The sequence below is a fragment of the Streptomyces sp. NPDC007929 genome (genome assembly GCF_042959065.1).
GTDB lineage: Bacteria > Actinomycetota > Actinomycetes > Streptomycetales > Streptomycetaceae > Streptomyces.
This window is the reverse complement of the sequence record NZ_JBIBKD010000016.1, coordinates 142,518-159,271: the sequence shown is the minus strand read 5'-3', so window position 1 is coordinate 159,271 and position 16,754 is coordinate 142,518. Positions and strand designations below refer to the sequence as shown.

The following is a 16,754-nucleotide window of genomic DNA, read 5'->3' as shown; positions in this document are numbered from 1 at the left end:
CGGCATCGGCGGCCAGGACACGCGCGGTGTCGACGGACCGCTGGTCCAACTCGGTCCACTCGAGGTCTGTGGTGGTCGGCTTGGTGCTCACCCTGGGTCAGGGCTCCTCTCCACATGTCGGATGCCGGTGTATCGGGGCGCCCACCGGCCGCAGTCGAGCCTACCCCCGTGGGACGTGCGTTTTTTCGAGTCACTCCAGAGTGCCGGGACTGATCCCGATCCGCCTCCTGACTGGGCCGTACCGCATTCGACAGGTGAATACGGAGCCGCTCATCCGGGTGCTCAATCGAGCTTCGACGCGCCCTTCGGAAGGTGTCCGCCAACACGAGCCGACCCCCGCGAATGTCCGAGTCTGGGCAACGTCTAAAGTGGCGTGGTACGCGCGAGCCTTTACCGGGACTTCACAGCGGTGAGGCTTGCTGGGATGTCTCTGTAGGGGTGTGCGTGACGGCCGTTGAATCCCGTCCAGCGGGGATGACCGGGACGGACCAGAGCCCGGCCCACCGGCCGCTCGGGGCCCGTGTCAAGGCGTTCGTGGCTCTCACCAAGCCGCGGATCATCGAGCTGCTGCTGATCACCACGGTGCCGGTGATGTTCCTGGCGCAGCAGGGCGTGCCCGACCTGACGCTGGTGCTGCTGACGTGTGTCGGCGGCTACCTGTCCGCGGGCGGCGCCAACGCGCTCAACATGTACATCGACCGTGACATCGACGCGCTGATGGACCGCACCTCGCAGCGCCCGCTGGTCACCGGCATGGTCAGCCCGCGCGAGTGCCTGGCCTTCGGGATCACCCTGGCCATCACGTCCACGCTGCTCTTCGGCCTGACGGTGAACTGGCTGAGCGCCTGGCTCGCCCTCGGCGCGCTCCTCTTCTACGTGGTCGTCTACACGATGATCCTCAAGCGCCGTACCTCGCAGAACATCGTGTGGGGCGGCATCGCGGGCTGCCTGCCGGTGCTGATCGGCTGGTCCTCGGTCACCAACTCGATGTCGTGGGCGCCGGTCATCCTCTTCATGGTCATGTTCTTCTGGACGCCGCCGCACTACTGGCCGCTGTCCATGAAGGTCAAGGAGGACTACGCGCGCGTGGGCGTGCCGATGCTGCCGGTGGTCGCCTCCAACAAGGTGGTCGCGAAGCAGATCGTGATCTACAGCTGGGTCATGGTCGCCGTCTCGCTCCTGCTGACCCCGCTCGGCTACACCGGCTGGTTCTACACCTCGGTCGCGCTGCTGGCGGGCGGCTTCTGGCTCTGGGAGGCGCACGGCCTGCAGAACCGCGCGAAGGCGGAGGTGACGGGCGCGAAGCTGAAGGAGATGCGGCTGTTCCACTGGTCGATCACCTACGTCTCGCTGCTGTTCGTGGCGGTCGCGGTCGACCCGTTCCTGCGCTGACGTACGTCACACCGCCCTGCCCTCGCCAGTCGATCTACCCGTGAGTAGCATCCTGACCATGGCAGACACGCAGCAGGCTGACCCGAAGACCGAGCGCAAGGTCGCCCGGTTCGCCAAGCAGATCTCCTCCTTCTCCAAGACCCACGGCGGCGCCGAGGGCCAGATCGCCTACCTCGGCGAACGCGGCGCCCGCATCGTCCTGGTCGGCGACGACGGCACCTGGGGCGACCTGGTCGCCCCCTCCCACGAGATCGCCGAGCAGGCCGTGAAGAAGTCGGGCATCACGACCCACGAGACCTTCGACGGCGAATTCGCGGCGAAGGTCAAGACGGGCCGCTACGAGTGGTCGCGGATGGCGGGCATCCAGGTGGGCGGCCCGTCCAACGGCTGAGCGACCGGCCCTTTTCGCTCGGGGGCGCGGGGAACTGCGCGAGCAACCACATCCCGCCCGCAGCCGCTGAACAATCCCCGCCCCCACCCTCGGGACCGCGACCTCAAACCCGCTTCACCCGTTAGGACCCATAAGAGCAACAGGGTCCACACCGGGGAGCCCGGATGATCGAAACGCCGTCCCTAGTGGACCAGTACTGCCACGGAGTGCTCCGCACGGAGCTGGGCCTCGGCACCTTCGAGGCCCATCTCAGCCGCACCGAGGGCCCACCCGCCCCCGGCACCACCCTCTTCGACACCCAGACCGGCTTCGCCGTGCGCCGCTGGTGCCCGCCCCTGCTCGGTCTGGAACCGCACTGCGCGCCCGCCCGCTATCTGGCCCGCCGCCGGGAACTGGGCGTACTGGAGTCCGGCCGCCGGCTCCTGCGCGGCAGCGGCATCACCACGTACCTGGTCGACACCGGCCTCCCCGGCGACCTGACCGAGCCCGGCGAGCTGGCCTCCGCCGGAGCCGCCCAGGCCCGCGAGATCGTGCGTCTGGAACTCCTCGCCGAGCAGGTCGCCGACACCTCCGGCACCGTCGAGTCCTTCCTCGCCAACCTCGCCGAGTCGGTGCACGCGGCCGCCGCCGAGGCCGTCGCCTTCACCTCGGTCGCGGGCGTACGGCACGGCCTCGCGCTCGCGCCGGAGCCGCCCGGACCGGGGGAGGTGCGCGGGGCGGCCGGCCGCTGGCTCGCCGGGCGCGGGGTCGGCGGGGAGCTGAGCGACCCGGTGCTGCTGCGGCACCTGCTGTGGAGCGCCGTCGCCTCCGGCCTGCCGCTCCAACTGCACGCGGGGCTCGGCGCGCCGGGGCTGCGGATCGACCGTACGGACCCGGTGCTGCTGACGGACTTCGTGCGGGCCACGGCCGGCCTCGGCACGGACCTCGTACTGCTGCACGGCTACCCGTACCACCGGCACGCCGCCCATCTCGCCGGGGTCTTCCCGCACGTCCACGTCGACTGCGGCGCCGCCCTGGTCCGCACCGGGGCCCGGGCCGCGTCCGTGCTCGCGGAGATCCTGGAGCTGGCCCCCTTCGGCAAGATCCTCTTCTCCACCGGGGCCCAGGGCCTGCCCGAACTGCACGTGGTGGGCGCCCGCCTGTTCCGCGAGGCCCTCGGCCGGGTGCTCGGCACCTGGGTGGCCGAGGGCGCCTGGTCACTCGCCGACGCGCAGCGGGTGGCCGGGATGCTGGCGTCGGGGAACGCGCGGCGGGTGTACGGGCTCGACTAGGCCTTCGTCAGGGTGGCCTCGGCCGTGGGACCGGGCAGGTCCACGGCAGCCTCCGGCCGCTCGCGCAGCGACAGCACCACCCGCAGCACCCAGATCCACATCACGGCCGAGCCGAGCATGTGCAGGCCGACCAGCACCTCGGGCAGGTCCGTGAAGTACTGGACGTAACCGATCACGCCCTGCGCGAGCAGGATCAGGAACAGCTCGCGGGTGCGGTTCAGCGGGTTCCTCGGCGCGTCGACCGCCTTGAGGACGAACCACAGGGCGAACGTCAGCGTCACCACGATCCACGCCAGCACGGCGTGCAGCTTGCTCACCGTTTCCCAGTCGACCGGCATCCGCTCGACCTCGCTGGAGTCGCCCGCGTGTGGGCCCGCGCCGGTGACGACCGTGCCGACCAGGATGAGCAGCACGGCCGCCGCGACCAGGAACCACACCAGCTGCCGTACGGCGTTGCCGACCAGCGGGCGCGGCGCCCCGTCGCCCTCCCGGGTGCGCTGCCACATCACCGTGGCCACCGCGATGAGCGCTGACGTCGCCACGAAGTGCGCCGCGACCGTGTACGGGTTGAGACCCACCAGCACCACGATGCCGCCGAGGATCGCGTTGCTCATCACGATCCAGAACTGCGCCCAGCCCAGCCGGACCAGCCCGCGCCGGTACGGCTTCTGCGAGCGCGCGGCGATGATCGCCCAGCCGACGGCGGCGCACAGCACGTAGGTCAGCATGCGGTTGCCGAACTCGATGGCGCCGTGGAAGCCCATCTCGCTGGTCGCGGTGAGCGAGTCGTCGGTGCACTTGGGCCAGGTCGGGCAGCCCAGGCCCGAACCGGTCAGCCGCACCGCGCCACCGGTGACGACGATGATCACCGACATCAGCAGCGCGGTGAGGGCCGCGCGCCGGACCGTCCGGGGTTCCGGGGTCCAGCGCTCGGCGATGAAGGCGAGCGGGTTGCGCAGGGCGGCTGTGGCGTCGGCGCGGGTCACGTTTGGCACGCCGACCATCGTAGGCCGCCGCTTGTGCACGCTTTCACGAGGGTCCCGTCACAGGACACCTTCCCTACTCCCAGCGGAAGAACTTCCCGGCCGCCGCCAGCCCCACGATCGCCCAGACGGCCAGGATCCCGAGGTCGCCCCAGGGCGTCCCGGCGCCGTGCTGGAGTACGTCCCGCAGACCGTCGGACAGCGCCGAGATGGGCAGCAGGCCCAGCACGTCCTGCGCGCCGGCGGGGAACTTGTCCAACGGCACGACGACCCCGCCACCGACGAGCAGCAGTAGGAACACCAGGTTGGCCGCGGCCAGCGTCGCCTCGGCCTTCAGCGTCCCGGCCATCAGCAGGCCCAGGCCCGAGAAGGCGGCCGTGCCGAGGACCAGAAGCAGCAGGACGGCGACCGGGTTGCCCTGCGGCGACCAGCCGAGGGCGAGGGCGATCACCGTCAGCAGGATCACCTGGAGGACCTCGGTGACCAGGACGGACAGCGTCTTGGCCGCCATCAGCCCCCAGCGGGGCAGCGGCGAGGACGCGAGCCGCTTCAGCACGCCGTAGCGCCGCTCGAAGCCGGTGGCGATGGCCTGGCCGGTGAACGCGGTCGACATCACCGCGAGCGCGAGGATGCCGGGCGCGAGGAAGTCGACCGCCTCGCCGGAGCCGGTGTCGACGATGTCCACGGTGCTGAAGAGCACCAGGAGCAGCGTCGGGATGACGACGGTCAGCAGCAGCTGCTCGCCGTTGCGCAGCAGCATCCGGGTCTCGAGCGCGGCCTGGGCCGCGATCATGCGGGAGAGCGGGGCCGCGCCGGGCTTCGGCGAGTACATCCCGGTGCCGGTGGCGGTCATGAGCGCAACTCCTTGCCGGTGAGCTCCAAGCTGTGCCTTCCCGGGGGGCGACCCCCGGACCCCCGGCCGACCTCCGTGCAAGCCGAAATCATGAGCGCAGCTCCTTGCCGGTGAGCTCCAAGAAGACGTCCTCGAGGGTGTGGCGCTCCACCGAGATCCGCTCCGGCATCACGCCGTGCTGGGCGCACCAGGAGGTGACGGTGGCGAGCAGTTGCGGGTCGACCTTGCCGACGACCCGGTAGGAACCCGGCGTCAGCTCGGCGGCCGAGCAGTCGGCGGGCAGGGCCTTCAGCAGCGAACCCACGTCGAGACCGGGCCGGCCCGTGAAGCGGAGGGTGTTCTCGGCGCCGCCCCGGCACAGCTCCTCCGGGGAGCCGTGGGCGATGACCCGGCCGGCGTCGATGATCGCCACGTCGTCGGCGAGCTGCTCGGCCTCCTCCATGTAGTGCGTGGTGAGGATCACCGAGACACCGTCCGCGCGCAGGTCCCGGACGAGGTCCCAGGTGGCGTGGCGGGCCTGGGGGTCGAGCCCGGCGGTGGGCTCGTCCAGGAAGACCAGCTCCGGGCGCCCGACCACGGCCATGGCCAGCGCGAGCCGCTGCTGCTGCCCGCCGGACAGCCGCCGGTACGTCGTACGGCCGCAGGAGCCGAGGCCCAGGCGCTCGATCAGCGCGTCCACGTCGAGCGGGTGGGCGTGCAGCTTGGCGACGTGGCGGAGCATCTCGTCGGCGCGGGAGCCGGAGTAGACGCCGCCGGACTGGAGCATCACGCCGATGCGGGGCCGCAGGTCGGCGGCCTGTCCGACCGGATCGAGGCCCAGGACGCGCACCGTGCCGGAATCCGGCTTCCGGTACCCCTCGCAGGTCTCGACCGTGGTCGTCTTGCCCGCCCCGTTGGGACCGAGCACGGCGGTCACACCCGCCCGGGCCACCAGGTCGAGCCCGTCCACCGCGGTCTTCGTGCCGTACCGCTTCACCAGGGCCTGGACCTGGACCACGGGCTCACTTCGCATGGGTCCAGAGTCTAGGGAGGCGCGCGGGGGCCCGGACCGGCGGGTACGGCTACTCCTCCTCGCGCGGCCGGTGCACCGCGAGCCACCGTTCGGCGTAGTCCACCGCGTCCTTCACCGGGAACAGCCGCGCCTCGGCGGCCCCGACCTTGCCGCGGACGACGGGTCGGTCCCGTTCGAAGTCGTAGCCCAGCTCGTCGAAACGGTCCGAGCTGATCGACACCTCGGTCACGGTCTCCCAGCCCTCCGGGCCCGGGCGGCCCACGGCGACGATAGGGGACGGGATCCGGTACTCGGCCAGGTGGAAGCTCGTGCAGGAGGCGTAGCCGGCCCCGAGCAGCAGCACCCGGGCGCCCATCGCCTCCAGTTTCGCCAGCGGGCTGCGCTCGCCGAGTCGGCAGTCGGGCGCGTGCCCCTCCAGCACCTGTGCCGCGCGCGGGCCGAGCGCCGCGAACGAGGTCTGCGGATGCGCGCTGCGCAGGGCCCCCGGCCAGGTGCGCACCGTCTCCGGGACGACGCCGACCCCGCGCGAGGGCGTGACCAGCGGGTCGTAGGCGGGCATGGTGGCGCGGATGGCGGCCCACCACTGCGGGGGCACGGGCGGGTTGCTCCACAGGGCCGGGTCGGACAGGTCGCCGGTCTGGGTCGGCACCACCAGCGTGCCGTCGGGGCCGAGCGCGTCGAGCAGTCCCCGCACCACCGTCACGGCGCCGCCGTTGACCCAGCCGAGGGCGCTGAGCGAGGAGTGCACCAGGAGGGTCTCGCCGGGGCTCACCCCGAGTTCGCCGAGCTGCTCGCGGAGCGTCTCGCGGGTGACAAGAGGGCCGGTCGGAGGGGGTTTGGGCATGGTTGTGGAGTGTCCCCGATGCGGCTGCCGCATGCCACCGTTTTGATCGATCAGAGATCGTTTCCGCAGGTCAGCTTAGGTTCACCTAAGTGACGCAGGGCACCGTGGTGCGCGGCACACGCGGCTTGCCCGCTCCGGAGGAATTACGCAACAATGGCGTTGTGAAAAACGTCGGCGAGGCACCTCACGAGGAGCTGGCGACCGGGGAGCGGTCCACCCGCAACCGGGTCGCGCGGTCCATCCTGGACCACGGCCCCTCCACTGTCGCCGAGCTCGCCGAGCGGCTGGGCCTCACCCAAGCGGCCGTGCGCCGGCACCTCGACGCCCTCGCGGGCGACGGTGTCGTGGAGGCGCGCGAGCAGCGGGTGTACGGCGCGCGGACCCGTGGCCGGCCGGCCAAGGTGTTCGCCCTGACGGACTGCGGCCGGGACGCCTTCGACCAGTCGTACGACACGCTCGCGGCGGACGCCCTGCGCTGGATCGCCGACCGCGAGGGAGGCGAGGAGGCGATCGCCGCCTTCGCCCGGGCCAGGATCGCCGCACAGGCGGGTGCCTACCGCCGCGCGGTCGAGGGTGTCCCGCCCGAGAAGCGGGCCGAAGCGCTGGCCAAGGCCCTGAGTGCCGACGGGTACGCTGCTACGGCGCGCAGCGCGCCTCACCCGCAGAAGGGTGAGCAGCTCTGCCAGCACCACTGCCCGGTCGCCCACGTCGCCGAGCAGTTCCCGCAACTGTGCGAGGCGGAGACGGAATTTTTCGCCGAGCTGCTCGGTACGCACGTACAGCGGCTCGCCACCATCGCGCACGGCGACGGCGTCTGCACGACGTTCATCCCCAAGATTTCCCACAACGCATCCGCAAGCACGGCCGGGAGGAACCCCGCATGACTCTCCCCACGGAGACTGCCCACCCTGAGCTGGAGGGCCTGGGCAAGTACGAGTACGGCTGGGCCGACTCCGACACGGCCGGCGCCTCTGCCAAGCGCGGCATCGACGAGGACGTCGTCCGGGACATCTCCGCCAAGAAGAGCGAGCCGGAGTGGATGACCAAGCTCCGCCTCAAGGGCCTGCGCCTGTTCGAGAAGAAGCCCATGCCGAACTGGGGCTCCGACCTCTCGGGCATCGACTTCGACAACATCAAGTACTTCGTGCGCTCCACGGAGAAGCAGGCGGAGTCCTGGGAGGACCTGCCCGAGGACATCAAGAACACCTACGACAAGCTCGGCATCCCCGAGGCGGAGAAGCAGCGCCTCGTCGCCGGTGTCGCCGCGCAGTACGAGTCGGAGGTCGTCTACCACCAGATCCGTGAGGACCTGGAGGAGCAGGGCGTCATCTTCCTCGACACCGACACCGCGCTGAAGGAGCACCCGGAGCTCTTCAAGGAGTACTTCGGGACCGTCATCCCCGTCGGCGACAACAAGTTCGCGTCGCTGAACTCCGCCGTGTGGTCGGGCGGCTCCTTCATCTACGTGCCGCCGGGCGTCCACGTGGAGATCCCGCTCCAGGCCTACTTCCGTATCAACACGGAGAACATGGGCCAGTTCGAGCGGACCCTGATCATCGTCGACGAAGGTGCCTACGTGCACTACGTCGAGGGCTGCACGGCCCCGATCTACAAGTCGGACTCGCTGCACTCCGCGGTCGTCGAGATCATCGTCAAGAAGAACGCCCGCTGCCGCTACACGACCATCCAGAACTGGTCGAACAACGTCTACAACCTGGTCACCAAGCGCGCCGTCGCCTACGAGGGCGCGACCATGGAGTGGGTCGACGGCAACATCGGCTCCAAGGTGACGATGAAGTACCCGGCCGTCTACCTGATGGGCGAGCACGCCAAGGGCGAGACCCTGTCCATCGCCTTCGCCGGCGAGGGCCAGCACCAGGACGCCGGCGCCAAGATGGTCCACATGGCGCCGAACACCTCGTCCAACATCGTCTCGAAGTCCGTCGCGCGCGGCGGTGGCCGCACCTCCTACCGCGGTCTGATCGAGATCGGCGAGGGCGCCCCGGGCTCCAAGTCGAACGTGCTCTGCGACGCGCTGCTCGTCGACACCATCTCCCGCTCGGACACCTACCCCTACGTGGACGTCCGCGAGGACGACGTGTCCATGGGCCACGAGGCGACCGTCTCCAAGGTCTCCGAGGACCAGCTCTTCTACCTGATGAGCCGCGGCATGACCGAGTTCGAGGCCATGGCGATGATCGTGCGCGGCTTCGTCGAGCCCATCGCCAAGGAGCTCCCCATGGAGTACGCGCTGGAGCTCAACCGGCTGATCGAGCTGCAGATGGAAGGCGCGGTCGGCTGACCCGCCCCCTCGACAGCAGACGTCCCCCTCAGGAAAGAGAGCACTACGACAGCCATGGCTGAGGCCCAGAACATCCCCGTGGGATCCACCACCGCGGGCTCGATCGCGGTCGCCGCGGAGTCGACCGTCGCCACGCGCATGAGCGCGCCCCCCTCCTTCGACGTGGCGGACTTCCCCGTCCCCCACGGCCGTGAGGAGGAGTGGCGGTTCACGCCGCTGGAGCGCCTGCGCGGCCTGCACGACGGCACCGCCGTCGCCAACGGCAACGGCGTGAAGGTCGACGTCCAGGCCCCCGCGGGCGTCACCGTCGAGGCCGTCGGCCGCGACGACGCTCGCCTGCGCAAGGCCGGCACCCCGGTGGACCGTGTCGCCGCCCAGGCCTACTCGGCGTTCGAGAAGGCCGGGGTCGTGACCGTCCCCAAGGAGACCGTCCTCACCGAGCCCATCCGCATCTCGGTGCACGGCGAGGGCGGCACCGCCTTCGGCCACCAGGTGATCGAGCTGGGCGCCTTCGCCGAGGCCGTCGTGGTCATCGACCACACCGGTGACGCCGTGCTCGCCGCCAACGTCGACTACCTCCTGGGCGACGGCGCCAAGCTCACCGTCGTCTCCGTCCAGGACTGGGACGAGAAGGCCGTCCACGTCGCCCAGCACAACGCGCTCGTCGGCCGCGACGCCTCCTTCAAGTCGGTCGTCGTCACCTTCGGCGGCGACGTCGTCCGGCTGCACCCGCGCGTGCAGTACGCCGGGCCCGGCGGCGAGGCCGAGCTGTTCGGCCTGTACTTCACCGACCAGGGCCAGCACCAGGAGCACCGCCTCCTGGTCGACCACAACGTCCCGCACTGCAAGTCCAACGTCGTCTACAAGGGCGCGCTCCAGGGCGACGACGCGCACGCGGTGTGGATCGGTGACGTGCTCATCGAGGCCAAGGCCGAGGGCACGGACACGTACGAGATGAACCGCAACCTGGTCCTCACGGACGGGGCGCGCGTGGACTCCGTACCGAACCTCGAGATCGAGACCGGCGAGATCGTCGGCGCCGGCCACGCCTCGGCGACCGGCCGTTTCGACGACGAGCAGCTCTTCTACCTCATGGCCCGCGGCATCCCGGAGCAGGAGGCCCGTCGGCTGGTGGTCCGAGGCTTCTTCGCCGAGCTGGTCCAGCAGATCGGCCTCCCCGACATCGAGGAGCGCCTGATCGCCAAGATCGAGGAGGAGCTGGAGGCGGCGGTCGCATGACCTTCGTACGCGCCTGCGGACTGGGCGAGCTGGAGGAGGACACCCCGAAGCGGGTGGAACTCGACGGCACGCCCCTGTCCATCGTGCAGACCGAGGGCGAGGTGTTCGCGATCCACGACATCTGCTCGCACGCGAACGTCTCCCTGTCGGAGGGCGAGGTCGACGACTGCCACATCGAGTGCTGGCTGCACGGCTCGCGCTTCGACCTCCGTTCCGGCAAGCCCGACGCCCTTCCGGCGACGCGCCCGGTCCCCGTTTACCCCGTACAGATCGATGGGGACGACGTGCTCGTCTCCCTCACCCAGGAGTCCTGAGGCATCCATGGCAACGCTTGAAATCCGAGACCTGCACGTCACCGTCGAGGCCGACAACGCCACGAAGGAGATCCTCAAGGGCGTCGACCTCACCGTGAAGCAGGGCGAGACGCACGCCATCATGGGCCCCAACGGCTCCGGCAAGTCGACCCTCGCCTACTCCCTCGCGGGTCACCCGAAGTACACGATCACCGGCGGCACCGTCACCCTCGACGGCGAGGACGTCCTGGAGATGTCCGTCGACGAGCGCGCCCGCGCCGGCCTGTTCCTCGCGATGCAGTACCCGGTCGAGGTACCGGGTGTCTCCGTGTCGAACTTCCTGCGCACCTCCGCCACCGCCATCCGCGGCGAGGCCCCCAAGCTGCGCACCTGGGTGAAGGAGGTCAAGGAGGCCATGGAGCGCCTCAACATGGACCCGGCCTTCGCCGAGCGCAATGTCAACGAGGGCTTCTCCGGCGGTGAGAAGAAGCGCCACGAGATCCTCCAGCTGGAGCTTCTCAAGCCGAAGATGGCGATCCTCGACGAGACCGACTCCGGTCTGGACGTCGACGCCCTGCGCGTCGTCTCGGAGGGCGTGAACCGCGTCCGCGAGACGGGCGAGGTCGGCACGCTGCTGATCACGCACTACACGCGCATCCTGCGCTACATCAAGCCCGACCACGTGCACGTCTTCTCCGGCGGCCGGATCGTCGAGTCCGGCGGCGCCGAGCTCGCCGACAAGCTGGAGAACGAGGGCTACGAGGCATACGCGAAGGGTGGCGCATCCGCGTGACACAGCTGCCGGGCCTCCTCGACACCGAGGCGATCCGCAAGGACTTCCCCATCCTGGACCGGCAGGTCCACGAAGGCCGGAAGCTCGTGTACCTGGACAACGCGGCGACCAGCCAGAAGCCGCGCCAGGTGCTGGACGCCCTGAGCGAGTACTACGAGCGCTACAACGCCAACGTCCACCGCGGTGTGCATGTGCTCGCCGAGGAGGCCACGGCGCTGTACGAAGGCGCGCGCGACAAGGTCGCGGAGTTCATCAACGCGCCCAGCCGCGACGAGGTGATCTTCACCAAGAACGCCTCGGAGTCGCTCAACCTCGTGGCGAACATGCTGGGCTGGGCCGACGAGCCCTACCGCGTGGACTCCGAGACCGAGATCGTCATCACGGAGATGGAGCACCACTCCAACATCGTGCCGTGGCAGCTGCTCGCGCAGCGCACGGGCGCGAAGCTGAAGTGGTTCGGCCTGACCGACGACGGCCGCCTCGACCTGTCGAACATCGACGAGGTCATCACCGAGAAGACGAAGATCGTCTCCTTCGTGCTGGTCTCCAACATCCTCGGCACGCAGAACCCGGTCGAGGCGATCGTGCGCCGCGCCCAGGAGGTCGGTGCGCTGGTCTGCATCGACGCCTCCCAGGCGGCGCCGCACATGCCGCTGGACGTACAGGCCCTGCAGGCCGACTTCGTGGCCTTCACCGGCCACAAGATGTGCGCCCCGACCGGCATCGGCGTCCTTTGGGGCCGCCAGGAGCTGCTGGAGGACCTGCCTCCGTTCCTCGGCGGCGGCGAGATGATCGAGACGGTGTCGATGCACTCCTCGACCTACGCCCCGGCGCCCCACAAGTTCGAGGCGGGCACGCCCCCGATCGCCCAGGCGGTCGGACTCGGCGCGGCCATCGACTACCTCGACGCGATCGGCATGGACAAGATCCTCGCCCATGAGCACGCACTCACCGAGTACGCGGTGAAGCGGCTGGCGGAGGTCCCCGACCTGCGGATCATCGGCCCGACCACGGCCGAGGAGCGCGGCGCGGCGATCAGTTTCACCCTCGGGGACATCCACCCGCACGACGTGGGCCAGGTCCTCGACGAGCAGGGCATCGCGGTCCGGGTCGGTCACCACTGCGCCCGTCCGGTCTGCCTGCGCTACGGAATTCCTGCGACCACGCGAGCGTCGTTCTATCTGTACTCCACGCCGGCCGAGATCGACGCACTGGTCGACGGCCTGGAGCACGTACGGAACTTCTTCGGCTGAGGGGCGTGCTAGACGGTGAAACTGGACTCCATGTACCAGGAAGTCATCCTGGACCACTACAAGAACCCGCACGGGCGGGGCTTGCGGGATGGCGACGCCGAGGTGCACCACGTCAACCCGACGTGCGGTGACGAGATCACGCTGCGCGTGAAGTACGACGGCACCACGATCGAGGACGTCTCGTACGAGGGCCAGGGCTGTTCGATCAGCCAGGCGAGTGCGTCCGTACTGAACGACCTCCTCGTCGGCAAGGACCTCTCCGACGCGCGGAAGATCCAGGAGACCTTCCTGGAGCTGATGCAGTCCAAGGGGAAGCTCGAACCCGACGACGCGATGGAGGAGATCCTGGAGGACGCGGTCGCGTTCGCCGGGGTGTCCAAGTACCCGGCCCGGGTGAAGTGCGCCCTGCTGAGCTGGATGGCCTGGAAGGACGCGACGGCCCAGGTTCTGGGCGGAGCCGACGCCGAGAAGGAGACGACGGCATGAGCGAGACCGTTGAGATGAAGCCGGCCTCCGAGGAGGAGGTCCGTGAGGCGCTGTACGACGTGGTCGACCCCGAGTTGGGCATCGACGTCGTCAACCTCGGCCTGATCTACGGCATTCACATCGACGACGCGAACATCGCGACGCTCGACATGACCCTGACGTCGGCGGCCTGCCCGCTGACGGACGTCATCGAGGACCAGGCGAAGTCCGCCACGGACGGCCTCGTGAGCGAGCTGCGGATCAACTGGGTCTGGATGCCCCCGTGGGGCCCCGACAAGATCACGGACGACGGACGCGAGCAGCTTCGGGCCCTCGGGTTCAACGTCTGAGATGTACTGACGAGCGTGAGGGCGGCACCCGATCCGGGTGCCGCCCTCACGCATGTGCTCAGTCCAGCCCCGCGACCATCTGGAACGACGTGTCCGACCGGTACAGCCGGCTGTTCTCGTAGGGGTCCAGGCGGAGCTGGAAGTCGCGGTGGCGCAGGAAGCGGCCCGGGTAGTTGACCGACTCCAGCGCGAGCGTGCCGGACGCGGACCGGTGGCGGGGGCAGAACGTGGCGTCCTGGCGGAACAGCTGCGAGCCGTCGTTCATGTTCGCGACCAGGACGAAGCTGCGGTGGCGCAGGTAGCGGCCGTCCGCCGTGGTGAAGGAGTAGCAGGAGGAGTCGGCGAGGCCGGCGACACGCTGGAAGGTGGCGTCCTCGCGCTGCTCGGGGCCCGAGCCGATCCGGTCCAGACGCACATAGCCGTCGCGCACCCGCCAGTAGCGGTCGGGGAAGTTGACCGAGCGTATGGATATGCCGTGCGAGGACGGGGGCTTCGGCTGCTTCGAAGGGGTGGGGGACGCCTTCGGCGGCTTCGGGGCCTTCTTCGCGGGCTCGGTGCTCGGGGAGGCGCTCGGCGCGCTGGTGCTGGGGGTGGGGGACGGCTCGGCATGGTCCGCGCCCGGCTTCCCGGTGGCGCCCTGGGAGGGGGTCGCGAAGGAGATCAGGCCGCCCGGGGCCGAACTGCTCAGGGTCGTCGGCTCCGCCGCCCGGGACTCCGGGTCGCCGGACTCCCTGTCCATCACGGTGATGGCCGTGACGCACGCGGTGATCGTGGCCAGGGCCAGCGTGCCGGCCAGCCAGAGCCGTCGCGTCCCCGGTGCCCGGGTGGTGTCCGGGGCCCAGCCGCTCTCCCAGGGTCTGTCCTGTGGCGGCCGGGACTTGCTTTCTGACATGCGCGTTTCCTCCGGCGGGGCACCCTTGACGGCGGCGCAGTTGTGGTGGCCCGGTGTGTGATCGGTGACACCGTAGTGGACGCGTGGGGCGCCTGTGGCTGGTTTTGTGAGAGCGGTTTCTCTCCGATATCCAAGGCGCTGTTGTGTACGGGTGTACAGGTGTTGTGTACGCTCGTACACATGGGTTATCTGCTGCTGGCCGGGGCCATAGCCGCCGAAGTGGGCGCGACCACCGCCATGAAGTACAGCGACGGGTTCAGCAGGCTCGGCCCCTCGCTGCTCACGCTCGTCGGGTACGTCCTCTCCTTCGGCCTGCTCGCGCAGACCCTGAAGACGGTGTCGGTCGGTACGGCCTACGCGATCTGGGCCGGGGCCGGCACCGCCGCCATCGCCACGATCGGGATCGTCTTCCTCGGGGAGGGCATGACCGCCGCCAAAGCCGCCGGGATCGCGCTGATCATCGTCGGGGTCGTGGTCCTGAACCTGGGAGGAGCCCACTGATGGCCCGGCGGCACGACCCCGAGCGGCGCCAGCGGATCATCGACGCGGCGATCCGGGTCGTCGGGGCGAAGGGGATCGCCGGACTGAGCCACCGCAGCGTCGCCGCCGAGGCGGACGTGCCGCTCGGCTCCACCACGTACCACTTCAGGACCCTCGACGAGCTGATGGTCGCCGCGCTGCGGCAGACCAACGAGGGCTTCGCCAAGATGGTCGCCTCGTGCGGCGGCCTGGAGGATCCCCGGGCCGACCTGGCCGCCGAACTCGCCGGGTGGATCGGGGCGTGGCTCTCCGGTGACCGTACGGGGGTGGAGCTGGAGTGCGAGCTGTACCTCGCCGCGCTGCGCCGGCCCGCGCTGCGGCCCGTCGCCGCCGAGTGGGCCGAGGGCGTCGCCGAACTGCTCTCTCCACGAACGGACCCCGTCACCGCACGCGCACTGGTCGCTGTCATCGACGGCATCTGTCTGCAGGTCCTGCTGACGGGGGTGCCGTTCGACGAGGAGTACGCGCGGGACCTGCTGGGGCGGGTGCTTGCGGGGGCGGGTGGGTGAGGGGGCGTCGGCGCGGGCGGGGGGCGTCCGTGGGTCGAACCCTGCGGGCGCACGGGCCCGCCTCGCGGAGCGCGCGGGATCGCCCCGGCCGGGGCGGGTGCGGGCCGGGGGACGAGGTCTTGGCCGGTGCGCGCGCCGAAGCGCCGGGCGATCACGTGCATCGCCCGCCCGGGGCGGGGGTGCGGACGGGCCGGGCCGGTGGGCGAGGCCGGTGGTGGGGTGGGCATCGGGTCGGTGTTCGTGCTGTTGAGGGGGGCTTGGCGGGGGTGGATACCGACCGTCCCGTGAGACGCACCCGGACCGGTTCGCATCCAGTGGTGTCCGGCGGTTAGGTTGCCCTCATGACCGACACGACTGCTCCTCGCACCACCGGCGCGGTGGCCGCCGGCCTCGCCACGATCGCCGCCGACGGCACCGTTCTCGACACCTGGTTCCCCGCGCCCGAGCTGGCCGACCAGCCCGGCCCGTCCGGCACCGAGCGGCTGTCCGCCGAGCGTGCCGCGGAGCTGCTCGGCGGGGGCGCGACCGCGGCGATCGGCCCGGACGCCCGCCGGGGCGTCGAGGTGGTCGCGGTCCGCACGGTCATCACCTCGCTCGACGAGAAGCCGATCGACGCGCACGACACCTACCTGCGCCTGCACCTGCTCTCCCACCGCCTGGTCAAGCCGCACGGGCAGAGCCTCGACGGCATCTTCGGCTTCCTCGCCAACGTCGCCTGGACCTCGCTCGGCCCCGTCGCCGTCGACGACCTTGAGAAGGTGCGGCTCAACGCCCGCGCCGAGGGCCTGCACCTCCAGGTGACCTCCGTCGACAAGTTCCCCCGCATGACGGACTACGTGGCCCCCAAGGGCGTCCGGATCGCCGACGCCGACCGGGTCCGCCTCGGCGCCCACCTGGCCGAGGGCACCACCGTCATGCACGAGGGCTTCGTCAACTTCAACGCCGGCACGCTCGGCACCTCGATGGTCGAGGGCCGCATCTCCGCCGGTGTCGTGATCGGCGACGGCTCGGACATCGGCGGCGGCGCCTCCACGATGGGCACCCTCTCCGGCGGCGGCAACGTCATCATCTCCATCGGCGAGCGCTGCCTGATCGGCGCCGAGGCGGGCGTCGGCATCGCCCTCGGCGACGAGTGCGTCGTCGAGGCCGGGCTGTACGTCACCGCCGGCACCCGCATCACCATGCCCGACGGGCAGATCATCAAGGCCCGCGAGCTGTCCGGCGCCTCCAACATCCTCTTCCGCCGCAACTCGGTCACCGGCACCGTCGAGGCCCGGCCGAACAACGCGGTGTGGGGCGGCCTCAACGAGATCCTCCACAGCCACAACTGACGGCCCAGGGGCTTCCCGTACGGATGACCCGGCGTGACCTC

Annotated in this window: 19 protein-coding genes; 14 read left to right on the top strand and 5 right to left on the bottom strand. The window is 70.3% G+C overall.

What is annotated here, in order from left to right; all coding sequences use genetic code 11:
- The first annotated feature begins 474 nt into the window (after positions 1-474).
- The 3 genes from ACFZDE_RS36820 (at position 475) to ACFZDE_RS36810 (ending at position 3,054) form a co-directional block, all read left to right on the top strand.
- The gene (locus ACFZDE_RS36820) at positions 475-1,392 is read left to right on the top strand and encodes a heme o synthase (RefSeq protein WP_391211069.1); all 918 of its coding nucleotides are present in this window, start codon (positions 475-477) and stop codon (positions 1,390-1,392) included.
- Positions 1,393-1,450: 58 nt separating this feature from the next.
- Entirely contained in the window at positions 1,451-1,783 is a 333-nt protein-coding gene (locus ACFZDE_RS36815) for a hypothetical protein (protein WP_391211061.1), read from the top strand.
- Positions 1,784-1,947: 164 nt separating this feature from the next.
- Positions 1,948-3,054, top strand: coding sequence for an amidohydrolase family protein (locus ACFZDE_RS36810; protein WP_391211054.1), 1,107 nt, complete (start codon positions 1,948-1,950; stop codon positions 3,052-3,054).
- Here the strand turns inward: ACFZDE_RS36810 and ACFZDE_RS36805 are convergent.
- The 4 genes from ACFZDE_RS36805 to ACFZDE_RS36790 form a co-directional block, all read right to left on the bottom strand.
- On the bottom strand, positions 3,051-4,058 hold the full coding sequence (locus tag ACFZDE_RS36805) for a COX15/CtaA family protein (RefSeq protein ID WP_391211045.1): 1,008 nt from the start codon (positions 4,056-4,058) through the stop codon (positions 3,051-3,053). The genes ACFZDE_RS36810 and ACFZDE_RS36805 overlap by 4 nt on opposite strands.
- Positions 4,059-4,113: 55 nt before the next feature.
- On the bottom strand, positions 4,114-4,890 hold the full coding sequence (locus tag ACFZDE_RS36800; protein WP_391211039.1) for an ABC transporter permease: 777 nt from the start codon (positions 4,888-4,890) through the stop codon (positions 4,114-4,116).
- 88 nt (positions 4,891-4,978) lie between these two features.
- Positions 4,979-5,902 (bottom strand): ATP-binding cassette domain-containing protein, encoded by a 924-nt coding sequence (locus ACFZDE_RS36795; RefSeq protein ID WP_391211025.1) that lies wholly within the window; start codon positions 5,900-5,902, stop codon positions 4,979-4,981.
- Between the two features lie 49 nt (positions 5,903-5,951).
- The gene (locus tag ACFZDE_RS36790) at positions 5,952-6,746 is read right to left on the bottom strand and encodes an AAC(3) family N-acetyltransferase (protein WP_391211019.1); all 795 of its coding nucleotides are present in this window, start codon (positions 6,744-6,746) and stop codon (positions 5,952-5,954) included.
- 161 nt (positions 6,747-6,907) lie between these two features.
- Here ACFZDE_RS36790 and ACFZDE_RS36785 point away from each other — a divergent pair, with 161 nt between their 5' ends.
- The 8 genes from ACFZDE_RS36785 to ACFZDE_RS36750 are packed head-to-tail and all read left to right on the top strand — an operon-like array spanning position 6,908 to position 13,441.
- Positions 6,908-7,630: an ArsR family transcriptional regulator gene (locus ACFZDE_RS36785; RefSeq protein WP_391005370.1), complete on the top strand. Its 723-nt coding sequence runs from the start codon at positions 6,908-6,910 to the stop codon at positions 7,628-7,630.
- Positions 7,627-9,048, top strand: coding sequence for a Fe-S cluster assembly protein SufB (gene sufB, locus ACFZDE_RS36780; protein ID WP_030852676.1), 1,422 nt, complete (start codon positions 7,627-7,629; stop codon positions 9,046-9,048). The genes ACFZDE_RS36785 and sufB overlap by 4 nt, the downstream gene beginning before the upstream one ends.
- A 54-nt stretch (positions 9,049-9,102) precedes the next feature.
- Positions 9,103-10,287, top strand: coding sequence for a Fe-S cluster assembly protein SufD (gene sufD, locus ACFZDE_RS36775; RefSeq protein ID WP_391210995.1), 1,185 nt, complete (start codon positions 9,103-9,105; stop codon positions 10,285-10,287).
- A complete protein-coding gene (locus ACFZDE_RS36770; RefSeq protein WP_030852669.1) occupies positions 10,284-10,601 on the top strand; it encodes a non-heme iron oxygenase ferredoxin subunit in 318 nt (105 codons plus the stop codon). Before sufD ends, ACFZDE_RS36770 begins: the two co-directional genes overlap by 4 nt.
- A 7-nt stretch (positions 10,602-10,608) precedes the next feature.
- The gene (sufC, locus tag ACFZDE_RS36765) at positions 10,609-11,373 is read left to right on the top strand and encodes a Fe-S cluster assembly ATPase SufC (RefSeq protein ID WP_391005375.1); all 765 of its coding nucleotides are present in this window, start codon (positions 10,609-10,611) and stop codon (positions 11,371-11,373) included.
- Positions 11,370-12,626, top strand: a complete 1,257-nt coding sequence (locus ACFZDE_RS36760; RefSeq protein ID WP_391005377.1) for a SufS family cysteine desulfurase — start codon at positions 11,370-11,372, stop codon at positions 12,624-12,626. The genes sufC and ACFZDE_RS36760 overlap by 4 nt, the downstream gene beginning before the upstream one ends.
- A gap of 15 nt (positions 12,627-12,641) precedes the next feature.
- Complete coding sequence (gene sufU, locus ACFZDE_RS36755) at positions 12,642-13,112, top strand: Fe-S cluster assembly sulfur transfer protein SufU (protein WP_030852662.1); 471 nt, start codon at positions 12,642-12,644, stop codon at positions 13,110-13,112.
- Entirely contained in the window at positions 13,109-13,441 is a 333-nt protein-coding gene (locus ACFZDE_RS36750) for a metal-sulfur cluster assembly factor (protein WP_028809645.1), read from the top strand. Before sufU ends, ACFZDE_RS36750 begins: the two co-directional genes overlap by 4 nt.
- A gap of 58 nt (positions 13,442-13,499) precedes the next feature.
- On the opposite strand, the gene ACFZDE_RS36745 is transcribed toward ACFZDE_RS36750, so the two are convergent.
- On the bottom strand, positions 13,500-14,333 hold the full coding sequence (locus ACFZDE_RS36745) for an AbfB domain-containing protein (protein WP_391210959.1): 834 nt from the start codon (positions 14,331-14,333) through the stop codon (positions 13,500-13,502).
- Between the two features lie 180 nt (positions 14,334-14,513).
- On the opposite strand from ACFZDE_RS36745, the gene ACFZDE_RS36740 reads away from it, so the two are divergent.
- The 3 genes from ACFZDE_RS36740 (at position 14,514) to dapD (ending at position 16,713) form a co-directional block, all read left to right on the top strand.
- A complete protein-coding gene (locus ACFZDE_RS36740) occupies positions 14,514-14,834 on the top strand; it encodes an SMR family transporter (protein WP_391005383.1) in 321 nt (106 codons plus the stop codon).
- On the top strand, positions 14,834-15,382 hold the full coding sequence (locus tag ACFZDE_RS36735) for a TetR family transcriptional regulator (protein WP_391210945.1): 549 nt from the start codon (positions 14,834-14,836) through the stop codon (positions 15,380-15,382). The genes ACFZDE_RS36740 and ACFZDE_RS36735 overlap by 1 nt, the downstream gene beginning before the upstream one ends.
- Before the next feature lie 341 nt (positions 15,383-15,723).
- The gene (dapD, locus tag ACFZDE_RS36730) at positions 15,724-16,713 is read left to right on the top strand and encodes a 2,3,4,5-tetrahydropyridine-2,6-dicarboxylate N-succinyltransferase (protein WP_391210939.1); all 990 of its coding nucleotides are present in this window, start codon (positions 15,724-15,726) and stop codon (positions 16,711-16,713) included.
- Positions 16,714-16,754 lie beyond the last annotated feature (41 nt).

Coding starts and splice junctions, on each gene's coding strand:
- ACFZDE_RS36820 (WP_391211069.1), top strand. CDS start 475: ATGACCGGGACGGACCAGAGCCCGGCCCACCGGCCGCTCGGGGCCCGT.
- ACFZDE_RS36815 (WP_391211061.1), top strand. CDS start 1,451: ATGGCAGACACGCAGCAGGCTGACCCGAAGACCGAGCGCAAGGTCGCC.
- ACFZDE_RS36810 (WP_391211054.1), top strand. CDS start 1,948: ATGATCGAAACGCCGTCCCTAGTGGACCAGTACTGCCACGGAGTGCTC.
- ACFZDE_RS36805 (WP_391211045.1), bottom strand. CDS start 4,058: ATGGTCGGCGTGCCAAACGTGACCCGCGCCGACGCCACAGCCGCCCTG.
- ACFZDE_RS36800 (WP_391211039.1), bottom strand. CDS start 4,890: ATGACCGCCACCGGCACCGGGATGTACTCGCCGAAGCCCGGCGCGGCC.
- ACFZDE_RS36795 (WP_391211025.1), bottom strand. CDS start 5,902: ATGCGAAGTGAGCCCGTGGTCCAGGTCCAGGCCCTGGTGAAGCGGTAC.
- ACFZDE_RS36790 (WP_391211019.1), bottom strand. CDS start 6,746: ATGCCCAAACCCCCTCCGACCGGCCCTCTTGTCACCCGCGAGACGCTC.
- sufB (WP_030852676.1), top strand. CDS start 7,627: ATGACTCTCCCCACGGAGACTGCCCACCCTGAGCTGGAGGGCCTGGGC.
- sufD (WP_391210995.1), top strand. CDS start 9,103: ATGGCTGAGGCCCAGAACATCCCCGTGGGATCCACCACCGCGGGCTCG.
- ACFZDE_RS36770 (WP_030852669.1), top strand. CDS start 10,284: ATGACCTTCGTACGCGCCTGCGGACTGGGCGAGCTGGAGGAGGACACC.
- sufC (WP_391005375.1), top strand. CDS start 10,609: ATGGCAACGCTTGAAATCCGAGACCTGCACGTCACCGTCGAGGCCGAC.
- ACFZDE_RS36750 (WP_028809645.1), top strand. CDS start 13,109: ATGAGCGAGACCGTTGAGATGAAGCCGGCCTCCGAGGAGGAGGTCCGT.
- ACFZDE_RS36745 (WP_391210959.1), bottom strand. CDS start 14,333: ATGTCAGAAAGCAAGTCCCGGCCGCCACAGGACAGACCCTGGGAGAGC.
- ACFZDE_RS36740 (WP_391005383.1), top strand. CDS start 14,514: ATGGGTTATCTGCTGCTGGCCGGGGCCATAGCCGCCGAAGTGGGCGCG.
- ACFZDE_RS36735 (WP_391210945.1), top strand. CDS start 14,834: ATGGCCCGGCGGCACGACCCCGAGCGGCGCCAGCGGATCATCGACGCG.
- dapD (WP_391210939.1), top strand. CDS start 15,724: ATGACCGACACGACTGCTCCTCGCACCACCGGCGCGGTGGCCGCCGGC.